This window comes from Marinomonas algae (assembly GCF_047525555.1).
GTDB lineage: Bacteria > Pseudomonadota > Gammaproteobacteria > Pseudomonadales > Marinomonadaceae > Marinomonas.
In genome coordinates this window covers 17,811-36,439 of the sequence record NZ_JBLIXK010000014.1, presented here as the reverse complement: position 1 = coordinate 36,439, position 18,629 = coordinate 17,811, and the positions used below count along the sequence as shown (strand labels likewise).

Below are 18,629 nucleotides of genomic sequence, written 5' to 3'. Positions count from 1 at the left end.
ACCTAGTTCAGCATATCTTTTAAGAATCTACCTGTATGAGATTTCTCAGATTTAGCTATTTCTTCAGGTGTACCTTCCGCAATGATGAAACCGCCACCACTTCCGCCTTCAGGGCCTAAATCTACGATCCAATCAGCAGTTTTAATAACATCCAAGTTATGTTCAATCACAACAACAGTGTTGCCGTGATCCCTTAATCTGTGGAGTACTTTTAGCAGCTGCTCTATATCCGCAAAATGCAGTCCAGTCGTTGGCTCATCAAGAATGTATAAGGTTGTTCCTGTATCTCGTTTAGAGAGTTCTTTTGCCAACTTAACACGTTGTGCTTCACCACCCGATAAAGTAGTTGCCGCTTGTCCCAGACGAATGTAGCCAAGGCCCACATCAATGAGCGTTTGTAGTTTGCGAGCAATCGAAGGTACAGCATCAAAAAACTCACGAGCATTTTCAATGGTCATTTCTAGACACTCATGGATGTTTTTGCCTTTATAGAGTATCTCTAATGTTTCTCGGTTGTAGCGTTTGCCTTTACAGGTGTCACATGGGACATAAACATCGGGTAAGAAATGCATTTCCACCTTAATTACCCCGTCACCCTGACAAGCTTCACAGCGTCCACCTTTGACGTTAAAACTAAAGCGACCAGGTTTATAGCCACGAGAGCGAGCTTCTTGTGTAGCAGAGAATAACTCACGCATAGGAGTGAAAATGCCCGTGTACGTCGCTGGGTTAGAGCGAGGAGTGCGACCAATTGGGCTTTGGTTAATATCAACACATTTGTCGAATAACTCTAACCCTTCAATTCGATCATGCGGCGCTGCTTTTAGTGTGGTTGCGCCGTTTAATGCCGTTGCGGCAAGTGGATACAATGTTCCGTTTATTAAGGTGGATTTGCCTGAGCCAGAAACACCTGTAACACAGGTCATTACACCGACAGGGATATTTAAATCAACAGAGTTGAGGTTGTTGCCAACGGCGCCAATGAGATTCAATGATTGGTTGTCCTTTGCCTTATGGCGAATACTCGGAATCTCAATTTTACGTTTGCCAACTAAATACTGACCTGTAATGGATTTCTCACAGTTCATAATGTCTTGCGGTGTTCCGCTGGCAATAATTTCCCCGCCATGAACACCAGCGCCCGGGCCTATGTCGACGACAAAGTCCGCGACACGAATAGCGTCCTCATCATGTTCTACAACAATCACGGTATTTCCCAAGTCTCGTAATCGTGTAAGGGTTGCAATCAGGCGTTCGTTGTCTCTCTGGTGAAGGCCAATGGAAGGTTCATCCAGAATGTACATGACGCCAACAAGGCCAGCGCCAATTTGGCTTGCTAAGCGTATCCGTTGAGCTTCACCTCCAGACAATGAATCTGCTTTTCTATCTAAAGTGAGATAGTCCAAACCGACATTGACCAAGAAGGTCAGTCGATCACGAATCTCTTTTAATATTTTAGAAGCAATTTCACCTCTGGCGCCTGGTAAATTAAGACTCTCAAAATAGCTTAAGCATTCGGCGATAGGGTAAGTAACAACTTCAGGCAATGTTTGTTCATTGATGAAAACATGTCGAGCTGAACGATTTAGTCGAGCACCGTCACAATCTGGACAAGGCTGTATGCTGATGTATTGGGATAAATCATCGCGAACACTGTCTGATTCGGTCTCGTGATAGCGGCGTTGAAGGTTTGGAATAACGCCCTCGAAAGAGTGAGAGCGTGTCATTTTGTCTCCACGCTCATTGATATAAACAAAGTCTATCTTGTCTTTACCTGACCCTTGTAAAATCCGCTTTTTGAAGTTGTCCGGAATATCTTGGTATTTTGCTTCAATATCAAAACCGTAATGCTTTGCTAAAGCGCTAAGCTGTTGATAGTAAAAAATGCTGCGTCGTCCCCAGCCTCGAATGGCGCCTTCTGCCAAAGTAAGCGTTGGATCTTGAATGATGCGATCAGGGTCGAACATTTGGTGAGTACCTAGACCGTCACAAGTCTGACAAGCACCATTCGGATTATTAAAAGAGAAAAGCCTTGGTTCCAGCTCAGTTAGGCTATAGCCACAAACAGGACAAGCAAACTTACTGGAGAAGATATATTCTTCAGACTCGTCATCCATATTAATGGCTTTGGCGATTCCGTCAGACAAACCTAAACAAGTTTCAAACGACTCCGCTAATCTTAGTTGTAAATCAGAGCGTACTTTAAAACGGTCGATTACCACTTCAATCGTGTGCTTTTTGTTTTTCTCCAGTGTTGGCGCGTCATCTAAATCCACAACAATGCCGTCAATACGCGCACGAATGAAACCTTTGGATAACAAATCACTGATGGTATGTAAGTGCTCACCTTTGCGATCTTTGACGATCGGAGCGAGCAGCATCATTTTTGTTTCCTCTGGTAGAGATATAATTTTATCTACCATTTGTGATATGGTTTGCGCTTCTAACGGTTCGCCATGATCAGGGCAACGTGGTTGTCCTGCACGAGCAAATAACAAGCGCAAATAATCATATATTTCAGTGATGGTGCCTACTGTCGATCTTGGGTTGTGAGACGTAGATTTTTGCTCGATAGAGATGGCTGGAGACAAGCCTTCAATATGGTCTATGTCTGGTTTTTCCATCATAGATAAAAATTGTCGAGCGTAAGTGGATAGGGATTCTACGTAGCGGCGTTGGCCTTCGGCATACAAGGTGTCAAAAGCGAGAGAAGATTTGCCCGAGCCAGATAAACCTGTGATGACGACAAGTTTGTCTCTTGGAATGTCTAAATCCACATTTTTTAGGTTGTGGGTGCGGGCCCCGCGTATCGTAATGGTATCCATGAGTCTCCCAAGTGAAATTGATCAACAGAGATAAATCTGTCAGTAATTTAAATAACTGTCTATTTTTACAGTAGTTGAAATGGAGCTTCAACGGTATTTTGAGTAAAATGGCTATCTTTTTTCCTTAACCCCTAAGTTAAGTGGTTGTAACTTCCTTATGGATCTACTTGAACGTCGTTCAGTCTTTGCTTTAGCGCTGATCTATCTATTTAGAATGCTAGGCTTATTCCTGATTATGCCTGTCATTAGTGTTGCCGCAGACGGTTTAACCGGTGCCGACGCAGCTTTAATTGGCACCGCCATTGGTATTTATGGTTTGACACAAGCTAGCCTGCAAATTCCCATGGGCATGTGGTCCGATAAAATAGGTCGCAAGCCTGTTATTATTATTGGCTTAATCCTATTTGCCATAGGCAGTTTGATTTGCGCCAATGCCGACGATATAAACACTTTAATTGTTGGTCGAGCGGTGCAAGGCGCAGGCGCCATTGCGAGCACACTCATGGCGTTATTAAGTGATGTGACGCGTGAGCAAAACCGCACCAAAGCCATGGCTATTGTTGGCATCAGCATTGGTGCTTCCTTTATGATTTCCCTGGTATTGGGGCCTTGGATATTCTCTTTAGTCGGCCTTTCAGGGTTGTTTTATTTATCTTTTGCTCTATCTGTACTGGGAATTGGACTGATCTTATTCGCGGTACCAAATATTGTTCAACATACCTTTCGCCGAGATACGACTCCGAGCTTGCTCGCATTAGGAGAAGTGTTGAAAGATAAGCGATTAGGCTTTTTGAATGTCAGCGTATTATTGTTGCATGCTAGCTTAACCGCGTTATTTATAACGATACCAAACTTACTCATTGAGCACTTTGATTTACCCCTGTCTCAACACAGCTGGCTCTACTTAACCGTCATGGGTTTTGCCTTTGTAGGTATGTTACCATTGGTGATTATTGCCGAATCAAAAGGCAAAATGAAAAGCGTTTTAGTTTTTGTGCTGATGCTATTGGGCGCAAGTGCGATCTTGTTACAATGGACACATTCTATTTGGTTGTTTGGTGTCTTACTTTGGGGCTATTTTGTTGGCTTTAATGCATTGGAAGCGACATTGCCTTCCTTAATAAGCAAGCAAGCTCCAGTGGGTTATCGTGGCACGGCAATGGGTGTGTTTTCGACACATCAATTTATAGGTTCTTTTTTGGGTGGTGTCGGCGGTGGTTGGTTACTGCAGAGCTATTCAAACAGCGGCATATTCTGGGTGGTTGGTGTTGTCTTCTTAGCTTGGTCACTGGTTGCTTTAGCGCAAGCAGCGCCTCGTCAGCTAAGCAGTCTTGCGTTCAGCTTACCCAATATGACCGAAACAGAAATAACTAAGTTGGCGGATCAACTTATTAAAATCCAAGGAGTGGAAGGTATGCAAATATTCAAAGATGAGCAAACCGCTTATCTTAAAGTTGATAAAAAGATCTTAGATAAAGAGAGTTTGAAGCATCTGGCGCCTCAAATTGCTCTTTAGAAAAACATTATTTTACTTTTTAGTTGGAGAACTAGGTCATGGCCCGTGGAATAAACAAAGTAATCTTGATAGGTAATGCCGGCAATGATGCCGAAGTACGCTTTATGCCATCCGGCGCTGCGGTTGCAAACGTTAACTTAGCAACAACAGAAAGCTGGCGTGATAAGCAAACTGGCCAAATGCAAGAACGTACAGAATGGCACCGTGTTTCATTCATGGACCGTGGTAACTTCCGTCTTGGTCAGATCGCGGGTGATTACATCAAGAAAGGCTCTAAAGTTTACGTAGAAGGTTCATTACGTACTCGTGAGTGGGAAAAAGACGGTATTAAACGTTACACAACAGAAATCGTAGCGAACGAAATGCAATTGTTAGACGGCCGTAACGACGGTGGTGCTCAAGGTGGTTATGGCAACAGCGCGCCACAACAAGCGGCACCTCAGCAAGGCGGTTATGGTCAAGCGCCAGCGGCTGCACCTCAACAAACGCCACAAGGCTTTAATCAGCCACAAGGTGGATATGGTCAAGAGCCACAACAGGCTGCACCAGCTCAAGCGGCACCACAACCACAATCTTTTGGTAGCTGGGGCAATGCACCTCAACAAGCGCCAGCTCAAGCTGCACCTCAGCAGCGTCCGCCACAAGCAGCGCAGCCAGCCAGACAAGCACCGCAGCAACCAGCGGCACCTAAACCACAGCAAGCGCCAAACTTTGACGACTTCGATGATGATATACCGTTCTGAGGATTGTCTTAAAAGGTTGTTCCAGCTCGTTTAGAAATAGCTTCAAAGCCTCGCTAATGCGGGGCTTTTTTATTTTTGGATTGAATATGTGCTCGTTATGGGTGTAAATCGGAGCAGAGGAGTTGTTAATTTAACTCTGCCCCATTTGATTGAGTCTTTTGGGTCGCCAAAATCAAGGTGGGGTGTAGCTTGTTATAAGGAAGCATGATAATACCCCTATAACTAGGTTGATCAAGTCACAGGGATATTATAAACAGTATTCGGTTTTTTATACTATTCACTTTCGGGGGCGTATGGGCCGGTTAATAGTCCTTTGCTAGGACTATAGATAGCATTTGTATTGGCTATTCTTGCCACCTCGGGCGTTCTGTCAGAGACAGAACCGATAACTTGTGATGCTAAGGCGCCTACTAGATTACCAATTAGCCCTCCATTCCCTGAGTTAGAACTTTGAATAGCTGATGAGCTTGCATCCCACAAAAGAGCTCCCGTTTTACCATCGACTAACTTCATAGAAACTTCTACAACAGTGTCTGAGGATAGAATACGATATTTTTGCCCCCAGTCATTTATTTCAACATATAGGACTGCATCAGCTCCAATATGCTCGTATAATTTATCAAGCGGGACAAAGTTCATTTCTTCTGGAGTTGGCAGCCCATTTTCTTTTAAAAATGTATCAATAACAGCTACAGGAAATACGTAATAACCTTTTTCACCTAGTGGTTTACTGATTGTTGATAAATAAATATATGGAGCACTGGCTTCAACCGAATTATTTTTCGGGGGAATAACTAATATCGATCTTGGTTTGGATGCTAACAGCGCGTCGTAATTATAAGGTTTTGTGGCACACCCTGTAATGAATAGAGCCAGAAAAAGAGGAAAACATAAAAAGACTTTTTTACAATTGTTCATTAATTAGCTCCTTCTAAACGTTTTAGCATTCCATCTATAAGTGTTGCAGATTCTGGGTAGAGAGACTTTTCAGTGTTAAACTCTGTGATTGACTGGTCTATATCACCTTCAAGGGCATACATATAGCCTAAATGTGCATGAATACCTGGTGCGATAGGAATATTTTTTGCCTCCGCTTTTTGAATGTCTGCAAGCAAAACTGATATTTGGGTAGTTGAGTCTGCACTGCCCGGTTCAATATACATGTCATAAATCAGGTTTTCATATTCACCCCAATAGAATGTATTTTGTTTAGAAGCACAGCCTCCTAGTACAAGGATGGATAGTATTATTAATGTTGCTTTAAATTCTTTTTTTAATTGCATTTTATTGCACCGTCCATATGCCATGTTCTAAGTCGCGTACAAGATTATTGACCGCTTCTTTAATTGCGAAATTTAAAACTTTACCATTTAAGGTTGCGTCATAGCTTGCTGTTGAACCAAAACCTACCACTTCGCGGTTACTTAACTCATATTCACCCGCAGCTTGAGTTGAGTAAACTATTTCCCCATTCAGAACATCAATGATATTCATACTTACTTTTGCGTATGCTATTTGGGTTTTACCAGAGCCGAGAATACCAAATAGTTGCTTGTCACCTGTGACCTTACGGCCAAACTCTGTAACATCACCTGTAATTGTATATCGAGCGCCAGTAAGGTTTTGTGTTACACCGTTTAACTCTGCTTCGCGCTTTAATAACTCTAGGTTCTCTCTGTCGACAACTTTAAATCTATTTGTCTGTTGAAGGTGGGTTTTAAGGATGGTTTTTGATTGGTTTCCTAACTTATCTGTTCCAGATGAAAAGAGCCCTTGCATATAAGATGAGCGGTTCTGAAAATTACCAACCACTAATGTGGTTTTAGTGCCGTTATATTCAGTGTTGTAGCTTGCTACAGACTCAGTTGATATGGCTTTGTGAGATTGAGTTGCTGAACACCCTGTTAAAGCTAAGACGGATGAAAAAAAAAGAAAATAGATAGTTTTTTTAAAAGGGGTGAAGAAAGGCTTTGTCATTTTATACTCCATATAAAAATGAAATTAATATTGTTTTCTAAAGAAAAAAGGATTCTATCTATCTTGGTATTAAATAACCAGTTTAGTTTTTTATCGAAATTTGCCTTCGTGTTTTTACTTTGATTGAGAGCAGCTACCCCGCTGGCGGTATCGGGCTGTTGGCTTTGGCGTGTTTGAGTACCACTAGGGTGCGAAAGTATTTCACGCTGTCGTCTTTGTGCAGCACTCGGTTGGCAAAGTCATCGAAGGCTTCCATGTCGGTAGACAGTACTTGCAGCACCACATCATGATCCCCTGTTACACACCATGAATCGAGTACTTCTGGCTCCTTGTTAACCCGAGCAAGGAAGCTGTTTATGATGGCGCTGTGGTCTCTTTCGAAGGTGATCATGACAAGCATGCTTAGGGGCCAACCCATGGTTTTGGGTTTGACGATGGCCATTTCCTTTTCAATAACACCACTACTGCGGAGTTGTCTCACTCGGCGATAGCAGGCAGGTTCAGATAGGCCGACTTTTTCGGCAATTGAACCCATGGAAGCTTTGGCATCTATTTGCAGCTGCTCGAGGATCTTCTTATCTAATGCGTCCATCAGGTTTTGACCTTTCTTAGGGATATTTTGATAAAAATTATCAAATCTAAGTGAATTATGACTTAGAAATATACGTCAAGCTGATAAATTTTATCTCATATTTTCGACTTATTAGAGATCAACCTATGATAATTGCATCCTCCTCATTCAAACTCGTGACTTCTGTAGCGGCGTTGCTGATGGCCATTGTGTCGATTACCGCTGGGGCGGCGTTGGCGAAATCTATGTTTTCTGTGCTGACTCCTGAAGATGTCACTGTATTGCGTTTGTCAGTGTCGGCGGTGATCTTATTTTTCCTCTTAAAAGCTTGGCGAGTGCGCTTTAATCGTTACAGTTTAGCCACGGTTTTGGCTTACGGCATCACCGTGGCTGGTATGAATTTGTTCTTTTACATGTCGATCAAGACAGTGCCGGTCGGTGTGGCTTTGGCGGTGGAATTGATTGGCCCTTTGTGTGTGGCGGCGTGTTATTCGAAAAACCGTTCCGATTATCTGTGGGTGTTACTGGCGGCGATGGGAATTTATTTGCTGTTGCCAAAGTCAGAACAGGTTGAGAGCCTTGATGTGGTAGGACTTTTTTACGCGCTGGTGGCCGCGTTTTTCTGGGGTGCTTATATCATCATGGGGAAAAAAGCGGGTAAGCGTTTCGGCAGTAAAGCGCCATCACTCGGTTTGGTGGTTGCCTCTTTGATCGTGATGCCTGTGGGCGACAGTGATTCGCTTTCCCAGATATTAGGCCTTAATGTGTTTTTATTAGTGGTAGTGATCGCTCTGTTATCCAGCGCTATACCATTGATGTTTGAGATGTTTGCCTTGCGTAATTTGCCAACTCATATTTATGGTGTCATGGCGAGTGGCGAGCCTGTGATGGGGGCGATTGTCAGCTTCTTGATCTTAGGGGAGCAATTATCTTTACTGCAATGCTTGGGTATTGGCGCAATCGTAGTGGCCTCGATTGGTGTCGTGCTATCACCTTTTTCGTCTAAGACGCTTTTACAAAGTGAGTGATAGCGCAAAGTGTTCTTATTTTGGTCGGTATTTTTAGGCGAAACTGGTTACACTGACGGTTATTTTGAAGAGACAAAGGATAATCGGATGCTATTGGGTGCAATGCTAGGAACCAATGATCTCATGAAAGCAGGGGCTTTTTATGATGAAGTGCTTGGTACTATTGATATGGTGCGTACCATGACGGTGGAAGGTGAAATTGGTTATGGTTCTAAAGGCGGCTCAAGTTGTTTTTGGGTTTTGACGCCTTTTAATAAAAAGCCTGCAACGGTAGGTAATGGCGTGCAAATTAGCTTTCAGGCACCGAGCAATGAAGCGGTTGATCACTTTTACCAAGCCGCTTTGTCTGCTGGTGGGGTAGACGAAGGCGCGCCAGATTATCGCTATCGGCCACATTATTATGGCGCTTACTGTCGAGATTTGGACGGCAATAAACTTCATGTAGTGCATGAGGCAAATCCTAGCTAAAGGGAGTTAAGCGAACCGAGAAATGCTGCTTGTGTTTTAAATGAGTTGAGATCTTTACGCAATTCAAAGATTCGCTGACATAGATTTACGGATACCTCGTTATACTTCATGTCAGTGAGCGTTTCGCTTGTTGCGCGGATCAGAATGTTTAGAGGGAGTGTATGTGTATGTCGAAAAATCAAATGGGTTCTATATTGCCTGTGGTGATGTTAGGTCTCGGACTTCCTGCATTGGCGGTCGCCAGTTCAACTTCATCTTATCAAGGCACTGGCAGCCTGACTCAAGGCGGCGCAACCACGTTAGTGTCCAACTTATTTGATTGTTCCAATGGTTATAGCCGCCCCTCGCCAGTAGGCGAAATAACCGATCAAGGGGGTAAAGTCTGGACGGTTCCGGCAGCGAACTTGTTTCAGTCTGGGACAAAGGCAAACGATTTATATGAAGAATGCCACCAAATTACACCATCTGGCTTAGCGCAAGTTGATGAAGCATCCGTTCCTGTTGTGGAAGTAGATCCTGATGGAGAAGTAGTGACGGGTTATATCTTTGCGGATAACTATTTTGAGCTTTACGTAAATGGCAAGCTGATTGGCGTTGATTCCGTTCCTTTCACTCCTTTTAACTCCAGCATCGTGAAATTTAAAGTCAATAAGCCGTACACTTTGGCGGTGAAAGTTATTGATTGGGAAGAAAATTTAGGCCTCGGCTCAGAACGTAATCGCGGCACCAAGTATCATCCAGGAGACGGCGGTTTTATTGCTAGCTTTAGTGATGGCACAGTGACCAATGATGATTGGCAAGCGCAAACCTTTTATACCTCGCCTGTTTATGATCTGAGTTGTTTGAGTGAAGAAGCTGGTGCTCGACTATCCAAGAGTTGCCAAACGCGAGGGCAAGATGATCAAAGTGAAGTGTATGGCGTGCATTGGCCTGTTCCGGCGGATTGGTTGAGTGAAGACTTCGACGACAGCGCTTGGCCGCAAGCAACGCTATACAGTGAAGACGATATAGGTGTTGATAATAAGCGCAGTTATATGAACTTTATTGATCAGTTCAGTGGCGCAGGCGCTCAGTTTATTTGGTCGAGCAATGTGGTGCTCGATAATGAAGTGTTACTGAGATATCAGGTTAAGTAGTTGTTTTAATGAGTGGTTGGTAAATCCGCCACTCTTAGCTTGTGAAGCGATATTATTTTTAGGGATAGAAAATGCCAAAAAGCATGTTGTTGGGAGTATTGCTGGCCAGTATTCAATTGGTCGGATGCAGCGCTATATCGGAAGACACAGACGAGTCTACATTAGCTGTTTTACATGAAGATCTTTTATCTGGTTCATGGCAAGTCGAAGACATTGATCAAGCGGGCATTATTGACAGCAGCATGATGACGGTTGAGTTCGGTGCTGAAGGGCGAATCGCTGGTTTTACTGGCTGTAATCGCTACAGTGCAAATGTGGATACTGAGCAAGGGCGCTTTATTGTTAGCGAGGCTGTGTCGACACGTCGAGCTTGTGTTCCGGCAATCGGAAAGCAAGAATCACGTTTTCTGGCTGCGTTACAAGATGCTTCCAGATACGAATGGCAAGAGTATAAAGGACTGGTGGTTTATGACGCTAATAACGAGCAGCGACTTAAATTAGTCAGAATGTCGCCTCAAGACAAACCCATTGATAAAGGCTTAAGCAAAATAAATCGGTATCAATGCGATCAAATCGGAGAGGTTCAATTTCGTTTCGTTGGGCCTGAAACCATAGAGCTTACGGCAAGTGAACAAACGCGTATTTTACAGCGCCAGCCGACGGCGTCTGGCGCGCAATATACAGATGATAAAGTGCGCTTTTGGAACAAAGGAAGCGAAGCGATGTTGTCTGTAGCTGGCGTAACCTATGCTTGTGAAGGATAAGCTCCTGTTTTGGGCTTATCCTTCGTTTTGTCGTGAGAGAGCTAGAGGCAATTAAAAACCATATTGCTCTTCAAGAAAGGTCACGTGCGCTGGAATCGTCAAAGACGTCGGGCGAATGGATTGGACGAGAGATTTAGCGCGTTCCCACTGATATCCAGATTCCAGTAATAATATCGCCGCCATCATTCCTGTGCGGCCTGTTCCTCCACGGCAATGAATTACAATGGTCTTTTTCTCTTTTAAATGACCAAGTATTGCTTCTTTGACTGGGTTAAACGCAGAGAAGAAAGCTTGCTCAGGAGCGTGATCATCTTCCACAGGCAGTTGATACCAAATCATGCCTTGTTGCTCCGTTTCTTTGCCAAGCTCTGTGACGTTCAGTTTGATGATTTCATCATTGGGTAACATGCTGATAATGATATCCGCGCCCGCTTCTTTGAGCGTTTTGATGGAAGAGGTTAAGTCAGCTTCTTTTGTACCGGGGCAAGGCGTGAAAATAAAAGTAGCGCCATTGTCTAATGTCAGTCGATCATAAGGGTGTGTCATAGATTGGACTCCTGTTTCTCATTGTTTAATAAGGTTTGCTTTCTTTCTAACCCCCAGCGATAACCCCCTAATCCGCCGTCGCTTCTTAATACTCGATGACAGGGTATTAAGACGCCAATGCGGTTTTTTCCGCAGGCTGTGCCAACCGCTCTGACGGCGTTGGGCTTGCCTATTTTTTCAGCCAGGTCTTTGTAGGTCATGGTTTCTCCTTCTCGGATGTGAGTGAGAAACTGCCAAACTGTCATTTGAAAAGCCGTGCCTCGAATATCCAAGGGAATGTTTGGACGAGGAGCATTGTGGTTGATGTGTTGATCCAGAGCCTCGAGCCAATGGTCTAGCTCGATGGAATCTTGTGCTGGGGATTTTTTCAAATCGGCGCTTGGGAACTCTTCGTGTAATTGCTGGATAAGCTGGCCTTGGTCATCGCCAAATTGAACACAGCAAACGCCTTTTTCTGTGGCGGCCATGAGCAAGACACCAAAGTGAGTTGAGCGGCAGGCATAATGAATTTCTTCGCCAATGCCTCCTTTCTGGTAAGTTTTAGGCGTCATGCCTATCTGTCTTAATGTTTCTCCATAGATTCGACTGTCTGAACTGAATCCTGATGCATGAATGGCTGTTGTTACTTGGCTTCCTTGCTTTAGGTCTTGTTTGAATTTTTTCATTCTTAGAGCATCTTGATAGTGTTTTGGTGAAATGCCAAAAGTATCTTTGAAGGCTTTTTGTAAGCGTGATGGGGAAAGTTTCACAACCTTGCTAAGGGACTCCAAAGTGATCTTTTCTTCGGCATGTTTTTCTATGTGTCTGGCCAGATTAATGACTTCTTGATGGCGTGGGTCGTTTCCCGCTGGATAGCAACGTTTGCAGGGACGAAACCCCATAGTCATAGCCGATTCTATGTCGGGAAAGAATCTCAAATGATCTGGGTGGGCTTGTTTTGTTGAGCAAGATGGTTGGCAAAATATGCCTGTTGTGATGACGCCATAATAGAATACACCATCAAACAGAGAATTTCTTTTTGCCACGGCTAGGATCATGTCTTGTTCGGTGGGCATGGTCATTCTGATATTCGCTCTTTTGCTACTTAGGGATTATCTGATCACAATTATTTTCGCTATGCCATCTGATTCTTGCCGAGTAATTTGAAGAGGTATTGATGCTTGTTCTGCCTTTTCAAAAGGCTTTTAAAAAGACAGACTTTCTAACCATTCAATAAAGACTTTCACTCTTGGGGAATGTGTTCGGTTTCTTGGGTAAAGAATGCAAACAGGAGAAGGGCTTGGTGGATGGTTAGGAATCAGTTCGACCAGTTCGCCATTCGCCAGTTCTTTTTCGACATGATATTTCGGCGCTTGAATGATGCCTAGGCCCATTTTTGCTGCGGATATAAGCGTTTCTGCTGAGTTGACCATGAGCGATGTTGTCGGCTTTTGAGTGATGATCTTACCATCCATCATAAATTCTAATGGCATAGGAGTACGGCTTCCTGTTGTGCGAAAACCTATCATCTTGTGCCTTGCTATGTCGTCTGGATGGTGAGGCGTACCAAATTTTTCTAGATAACTTGGTGCCGCTAAGGTGGCTTCATTCAACTGTGTGATTTCTCTTGCGACCAAATCTTCTGCTTGAGGTTTGCCAACTCGCAGTACGCAATCTATGCCTTCACGAACGAGGTCAACGAGCTGATCTCCTTCGCTCATATAGAGTTCTATGTCTGGGTAGCGTGATAAAAATGTCGGAAGAGAAGGCAGTAAAAAGTGCCGAGCAAGTGTGCCATGCACATCGACCCGTAATAGGCCTTTTGGGTTGTGTCCTGAGAAGGTGCTTTCCGCATCTTCCACATCACTGATGATGGATAAGCAGCGATGATAGAAATCCTCACCATCTAACGTAGGCGTGACTTGTCGCGTTGTTCTCTCAAGTAAACGAACACCCAGTTTGTGCTCTATTTTTTTGATGGCATCTGTGACGGTTGAACGAGGCAGATCCAAATCTTTGGCAGCGAGAGTAAAACTGCGCCTTTCAAGCACGCGTGTGAAAACGCGCATTGCATCGATTCTATCCATAATTGTTTGCTATTTTCGGATTCTGATAACGAATATTAGATAATTATCCGAAAAATCTAAAGTGTTAGTCTGATGTTTCTCTTGGCAAGGTTGGAAAAGTCTTCCATATAAAGTAATCAGTAAAACAAGTGGAGAAGAGGATATGGCAAATAATCAGCGAGTTGCATTGGTGACGGGAGCATCACGAGGTATTGGTGCTGAGGTGGCAAGACGTTTAGCGAAAGACGGTTTCGCTGTGGCGATTAATTACAGCAGTAACCAGCAAGCAGCGGAAGCAGTGCAAAAGGAAATTGAAGCGAGTAATGGTGTTGCAGCGATCTTTCAAGCAAATGTGGCAAGTTCAGCCGAAGTGGATCGTATGTTCACTGATATTAAAGCGAAATTTGGCGGTATAGATGTTCTGATAAATAATGCGGGTGTTATGGCGCTAGGACCTTTGGCTGCCGTAACGGACGAAGTGATCGACAAGCATATTGATATCAATTTAAAAGGTTCGTTATATGCTCTAAGAGCGGCGGCTCAGCATTTAAATGACGGTGGCCGAGTGGTGAATTTATCCACGACAGTGGTGGGATTAAAACTGGAAAACTACAGTGTTTATGCTGCGACAAAAGGGGCGATTGAAGTGGCGACAGGCATCTTGGCGAAAGAAATGCGTGGTCGCAATATTACGGTGAATGCGGTGGCTCCTGGACCAACGGCGACAGATTTGTTTTTAGAAGGTAAGCCACAAGAAGTCATTGAGCGTATGAGTAAAATGAGTCCACTTGAGCGCTTAGGTAAACCAAGTGACATCGCAGGAAGCATTGCTTTTCTTGTTGGCCCTGATGGTGGTTGGATTAATGGTCAAACACTTCGTGCAAATGGCGGTCTAGTGTAATCATGCACTCCTTAAATATGATTCTTGGTGGTTTTGCGCTCTTGGCTTTTTTCCTTGTATTGGAGACGAAACAGGTAAGTCTGGTTTCCCGCATTATGAGGCTTGAGGTGTATCTTGTACTTTGGAGCGCAATCTCATTGGTGAATATGTGGTTAGGAATAACAAGGGCAGGCTATGGTTTTGTTGAAGAACTTTTTATCCTGCCTTTGGTTTGGTCACCATCTGGACTGTTCGCCATTTGGTTGTTGAGAAAACGGAGAAAGAATCGACTTTCCGAAAAACGCTGACAATCTGTGCTGTGGCTTGGTTATGCTGTTATAATTCACGCATCTTAAGGTATGTTAATTAAGCGAAAAGCTGAGAAATCTTTAATGGGCTCCTTTGGGAGCCTTTTTCTGTTTTGGCGGTCTTAATGAGTGTGATGAATGGTATTTGAGGTGAATAACGATGGCAGATGACGAGACATCTTTGTTTGCTCAAGAAGTAGCAGGCATTAAGCCGCTTGATAAAAGCGAAGTGTATCTTGCAAAAAAAGGCCCGCAGGTGGACTTTGAAGAGCGCCAGAAAGCGGCGATGATTGCAAAAGAAGCAGATAAGAATCACCTTTCCCAAGATTACATAGAGAAGGTTGAGCCGAACGACGTGCTGGAATATAAACGCTCTGGTGTACAAGATGGTGTTTTTAAACGTCTTCGTCAGGGCAAATACGGCATTGAGGCTAGGTTAGATTTGCACAATCACACAGTGGCCCAAGCCCGAGAGCAGGTTTATCAGTTTGTGGATGACTGCATGCGCAACGATATTCGTGTCGCGATTATTGTGCATGGCAAAGGAGAGCGAACGCCGGATCCTGAGAGTCGAGCCATGTTAAAAAGCCATATAAACAAGTGGTTACGAGATCTGGATGCTGTGATGGCGTTCCATAGCGCCCAGCGCTATCACGGCGGTTTAGGTGCCGTGTATGTGTTATTGAAGAAGACTGAAAAAGCGCGCTTAGATGACTGGGAAAAACATCAGAAACGCTAGACTTTTTTGTCGCTAAAATAGAAAGCTTTCACGTTATTTCGTGCAGTAAAAGCCATATTTTTGCTATAATCCCGCCACTTTACTGACTTGAGTTTATCCAAGCAGTCCCAAACATTATTGTCATCGCATTCTAATTCTATTGAGGTAGATAATGACCAATATCAAGGCACATCCTGCGTTTACATTTCTTCGCAGTGAGTTTATTGATGCTCTTAACGTTACAGTACAGGAATTCGAACATACGGTGACTGGCGCTAAGCATTTTCATATTGCGTCAGAGAATGATGAAAACGTTTTTCTTGTCGGTTTAAAAACCGTTCCGACGGATTCTTGTGGTGTCGCGCATATTCTCGAACACACAGTATTGTGTGGTTCAGAACGTTTCCCTGTTCGTGACCCTTTCTTCATGATGATTCGCCGTTCATTGAATACTTTTATGAACGCTTTCACATCATCCGACTGGACGGCTTACCCTTTCGCGAGCAAGAACAAAAAAGACTTCCACAACCTTTTGGACGTGTATCTGGATGCGGTGTTTTTCTCTCGTTTAGATCCTTTGGACTTTTCTCAAGAAGGTCACCGTCTTGAATTTGCCGAGCCAGAAAACACGGAATCGGATTTAACCTTCAAGGGTGTTGTTTTCAATGAGATGAAAGGCGCGATGAGTTCTACGACGTCTGTCTTGTGGCAAACACTGACAAAATATTTGTTCCCGAACAATACGTACCATTTCAACTCTGGCGGTGAGCCAACAGATATTCCTGATTTATCTTACGATGATCTTTTGGCGTTCTATCGCACACATTATCACCCTTCTAATGCTGTCTTTATGACGTTTGGTGATATTCCTGCAGACACATTGCAAGAAGAATTCGAAGCCAAGGTCTTGAGTCGTTTTGAACGCTTAGATACGCAAGTTACTGTTCCTAATGCGAAACGTTATTTCTCGCCTGTTCGTGTTGAAGAAGGCTACGCCGCTGACGAAGTGAAAGAAGATGGCAGTCATGTGGTTGTTGGTTGGTTGTTAGGTGAAAGCACTGATTTGAACCAACAGTTTGAAGCACAACTATTATCGAGTGTGTTATTGGATAACAGTGCATCGCCATTGCGCCGTGTATTGGAAAACTCTGATTTAGGACGAGCGCCGTCGCCTTTGTGTGGTTTAGAAGACTCGAACAAAGAAATGAGTTTTATGTGTGGTTTGGAAGGCGTTAAAAAAGAAGACGCGACCAAAGTGGAAGCACTGATCATTTCTACGTTAGAAGATATTGCAGAGAAAGGCGTGCCGCAAGAATCTGTGGATGCCATGTTGCATCAGTTAGAGCTAAGTCAGCGCGAAATTGGCGGCGGCGGATACCCTTATGGTTTACAGCTGATTTTGGCTGGTTTATCGACAGCGGTGCATTCCGGTGACGTGATTGCTCAGTTGGATTTAGATCCAGTGATCGAGGCAATGCGTGAAAAAGTCCAAGACAAAAACTACATTCCTAGTTTGATTAAAACCTTACTTTTGTCTAACGCTCATCGTGTGACTTTGACGTTAAGCCCAGATGATGCGCTTGAAACACGAAGAAATGCGGCAGAGAAAGACAGATTAAGCAAAATAAAATCAGCGTTATCCGATGAAGAAAAACAGCGCATCGTTGAACAAAGTGCGGCTTTGAAAGCACGTCAATCTCAAGTAGATGACATGAGCATTCTGCCGAAAGTCGGCTTAGAAGATGTTCCTGCTCGCTTGCCAGAATATGATAACCAAAAATTGGCAGGAGACTTGCCAATCACTTTCTACCCTCAAGGCACCAATGGTTTGGTGTACCAGCAGTTGGTCATTGATTTACCTGAATTAGACGAAGAAGAAATTGCGTATTTGCCTTTGTTCTCTTCCATGATGACGGAGCTGGGGATTGGCGAGTCTGACTATTTAGCGGTTCAAGAGCGTCAAGCACAAGTGTGTGGCGGTTTGGGCGCGTCGAATTCGATCCGCGCTACCATTGAAGATCGCCAGTCATTAAATGGTTACTTTATTTTATCAACGAAAGCCTTAGTGCCGAATGTCAAAGCAATGAGTGAATTGCTGAAAGATACTATGTTGTCGGTTCGATTTGATGAAGTGGCTCGAGTAAAAGAGCTGGTGGCTCAGCGTCGTGCGCGTCGAGAACAATCTATTACAGGTCAAGGTCACTCCTTGGCGATGACCGCTGCGTCTAGTGCGCTTTCTGGTTTGGCTGCACAGCAAGAAGCTTGGGGCGGTATGTCCGGTATTCGCTCTGCGATTGCACTTGATGATGCCATGAAAGCAAGTGATGACGCGGTGCATAATGTATTGGCTGTGTTCGCTCGTTTGCATGGTAAGTTGCTTAAAGCGAACAAGCAGCTTCTTCTTGTCGCAGAGCCTCAACATGAAGCTGCTATCCTTGCGGATGTGCGTGTTATTTTCACCGATTTACCAGTAGGAACGGAAGTAAGTAAGTTTGCGCTGAAGCCTGTTGATTCAAGAGTGAAGTTAGCTTGGTTAACGTCAACACAGGTGAGTTTTTGCAGTAAGGCTTTCCGTACTGAATCTGGTGAGCATCCTGATGTGGCAGCTCTTACAGTATTGGGCGGCTTCTTACGTAATGGCTTCTTACATCGCGCGATTCGTGAGCAAGGTGGTGCTTACGGTGGCGGTGCGAGCTTTGATGGCAGCACAGGTTCATTCCGTTTCTATTCTTATCGCGATCCGCGTTTGACAGAAACCTTGGCGGATTTTGACGCTTCTATTGATTGGATGCTGAACGAAGAACACACGGAAGAAGCTTTGGAAGAAGCGATTTTGGGTGTGATTGGTTCTATGGATAAACCTGGTTCACCAGCTGGTGAAGCGCAGAGTGATTTCTATGTGCAATTACATGGACGCAGCTTGGCTTACCGAGAAGCGTTCCGCGCTAAAATTCTAGCGGTGACGATAGAGCAGCTTAAGCAAGTAACGAAAACCTACTTGGTCAAAGAAAATGAAAACATTGCCGTGGTGACGTCAACGTCAAAACGTGCAGAGCTAGAAGCGTTAGGGTTTGATATTCAAACCCTGTAACGCTGACTTTTAT

General features: G+C 44.0%; 17 protein-coding genes. 9 read left to right on the top strand and 8 right to left on the bottom strand.

Annotation, left to right across the window (positions count from 1 at the left end; all coding sequences use genetic code 11):
• Window positions 1–2 precede the first annotated feature (2 nt).
• Window positions 3–2,825 (bottom strand): excinuclease ABC subunit UvrA, encoded by a 2,823-nt coding sequence (gene uvrA / locus ACMUMQ_RS14955; RefSeq protein WP_414682749.1) that lies wholly within the window; start codon window positions 2,823–2,825, stop codon window positions 3–5.
• A gap of 157 nt (window positions 2,826–2,982) precedes the next feature.
• On the opposite strand from uvrA, the gene ACMUMQ_RS14950 reads away from it, so the two are divergent.
• Both ACMUMQ_RS14950 and ACMUMQ_RS14945 read left to right on the top strand, forming a co-directional pair.
• Window positions 2,983–4,341, top strand: coding sequence for an MFS transporter (locus ACMUMQ_RS14950; protein ID WP_414682748.1), 1,359 nt, complete (start codon window positions 2,983–2,985; stop codon window positions 4,339–4,341).
• A 38-nt stretch (window positions 4,342–4,379) separates the two neighbouring features.
• On the top strand, window positions 4,380–5,084 hold the full coding sequence (locus ACMUMQ_RS14945; RefSeq protein ID WP_414682747.1) for a single-stranded DNA-binding protein: 705 nt from the start codon (window positions 4,380–4,382) through the stop codon (window positions 5,082–5,084).
• A 273-nt stretch (window positions 5,085–5,357) separates the two neighbouring features.
• Here the strand turns inward: ACMUMQ_RS14945 and ACMUMQ_RS14940 are convergent, their stop codons facing one another.
• The 4 genes from ACMUMQ_RS14940 to ACMUMQ_RS14925 form a co-directional block, all read right to left on the bottom strand.
• Entirely contained in the window at window positions 5,358–6,002 is a 645-nt protein-coding gene (locus ACMUMQ_RS14940) for a DUF799 domain-containing protein (RefSeq protein ID WP_414682746.1), read from the bottom strand.
• On the bottom strand, window positions 6,002–6,367 hold the full coding sequence (locus ACMUMQ_RS14935) for a DUF4810 domain-containing protein (RefSeq protein WP_414682745.1): 366 nt from the start codon (window positions 6,365–6,367) through the stop codon (window positions 6,002–6,004). Before ACMUMQ_RS14935 ends, ACMUMQ_RS14940 begins: the two co-directional genes overlap by 1 nt.
• 1 nt (window position 6,368) lies before the next feature.
• Entirely contained in the window at window positions 6,369–7,061 is a 693-nt protein-coding gene (locus ACMUMQ_RS14930; protein WP_414682744.1) for a CsgG/HfaB family protein, read from the bottom strand.
• A gap of 133 nt (window positions 7,062–7,194) precedes the next feature.
• The gene (locus ACMUMQ_RS14925; RefSeq protein WP_414682743.1) at window positions 7,195–7,653 is read right to left on the bottom strand and encodes an Lrp/AsnC family transcriptional regulator; all 459 of its coding nucleotides are present in this window, start codon (window positions 7,651–7,653) and stop codon (window positions 7,195–7,197) included.
• 125 nt (window positions 7,654–7,778) lie between these two features.
• Between ACMUMQ_RS14925 and ACMUMQ_RS14920 the strand changes: the two genes are divergently transcribed.
• The 4 genes from ACMUMQ_RS14920 to ACMUMQ_RS14905 all read left to right on the top strand — a co-directional run bounded on the left by ACMUMQ_RS14920 (window position 7,779) and on the right by ACMUMQ_RS14905 (window position 11,028).
• A complete protein-coding gene (locus ACMUMQ_RS14920) occupies window positions 7,779–8,660 on the top strand; it encodes an EamA family transporter (protein WP_414682742.1) in 882 nt (293 codons plus the stop codon).
• Window positions 8,661–8,747: 87 nt separating this feature from the next.
• A complete protein-coding gene (locus tag ACMUMQ_RS14915) occupies window positions 8,748–9,128 on the top strand; it encodes a VOC family protein (protein WP_414682741.1) in 381 nt (126 codons plus the stop codon).
• 167 nt (window positions 9,129–9,295) lie between these two features.
• A complete protein-coding gene (locus ACMUMQ_RS14910) occupies window positions 9,296–10,264 on the top strand; it encodes a hypothetical protein (RefSeq protein WP_414682740.1) in 969 nt (322 codons plus the stop codon).
• A 71-nt stretch (window positions 10,265–10,335) separates the two neighbouring features.
• Window positions 10,336–11,028, top strand: coding sequence for an META domain-containing protein (locus tag ACMUMQ_RS14905; RefSeq protein ID WP_414682739.1), 693 nt, complete (start codon window positions 10,336–10,338; stop codon window positions 11,026–11,028).
• Between the two features lie 51 nt (window positions 11,029–11,079).
• Here the strand turns inward: ACMUMQ_RS14905 and ACMUMQ_RS14900 are convergent, their stop codons facing one another.
• The 3 genes from ACMUMQ_RS14900 to ACMUMQ_RS14890 all read right to left on the bottom strand — a co-directional run bounded on the left by ACMUMQ_RS14900 (window position 11,080) and on the right by ACMUMQ_RS14890 (window position 13,640).
• Entirely contained in the window at window positions 11,080–11,574 is a 495-nt protein-coding gene (locus ACMUMQ_RS14900) for a phosphatase domain-containing protein (RefSeq protein ID WP_414682738.1), read from the bottom strand.
• Window positions 11,571–12,635, bottom strand: a complete 1,065-nt coding sequence (gene ada, locus ACMUMQ_RS14895; protein WP_414682737.1) for a bifunctional DNA-binding transcriptional regulator/O6-methylguanine-DNA methyltransferase Ada — start codon at window positions 12,633–12,635, stop codon at window positions 11,571–11,573. Before ada ends, ACMUMQ_RS14900 begins: the two co-directional genes overlap by 4 nt.
• Window positions 12,636–12,758: 123 nt before the next feature.
• Window positions 12,759–13,640 carry a LysR family transcriptional regulator gene (locus ACMUMQ_RS14890; protein ID WP_414682736.1) on the bottom strand — a complete coding sequence of 294 codons (882 nt, stop codon included), beginning with the start codon at window positions 13,638–13,640 and terminating at the stop codon, window positions 12,759–12,761.
• A 142-nt stretch (window positions 13,641–13,782) separates the two neighbouring features.
• Here ACMUMQ_RS14890 and ACMUMQ_RS14885 point away from each other — a divergent pair, with 142 nt between their 5' ends.
• The 3 genes from ACMUMQ_RS14885 (at window position 13,783) to ACMUMQ_RS14875 (ending at window position 18,616) form a co-directional block, all read left to right on the top strand.
• Window positions 13,783–14,520 (top strand): SDR family oxidoreductase, encoded by a 738-nt coding sequence (locus tag ACMUMQ_RS14885; protein ID WP_414682735.1) that lies wholly within the window; start codon window positions 13,783–13,785, stop codon window positions 14,518–14,520.
• Window positions 14,521–14,967: 447 nt separating this feature from the next.
• The gene (gene smrA / locus ACMUMQ_RS14880) at window positions 14,968–15,546 is read left to right on the top strand and encodes a DNA endonuclease SmrA (RefSeq protein WP_414682734.1); all 579 of its coding nucleotides are present in this window, start codon (window positions 14,968–14,970) and stop codon (window positions 15,544–15,546) included.
• Between the two features lie 151 nt (window positions 15,547–15,697).
• Complete coding sequence (locus tag ACMUMQ_RS14875; protein WP_414682733.1) at window positions 15,698–18,616, top strand: insulinase family protein; 2,919 nt, start codon at window positions 15,698–15,700, stop codon at window positions 18,614–18,616.
• Window positions 18,617–18,629: the final 13 nt, after the last annotated feature.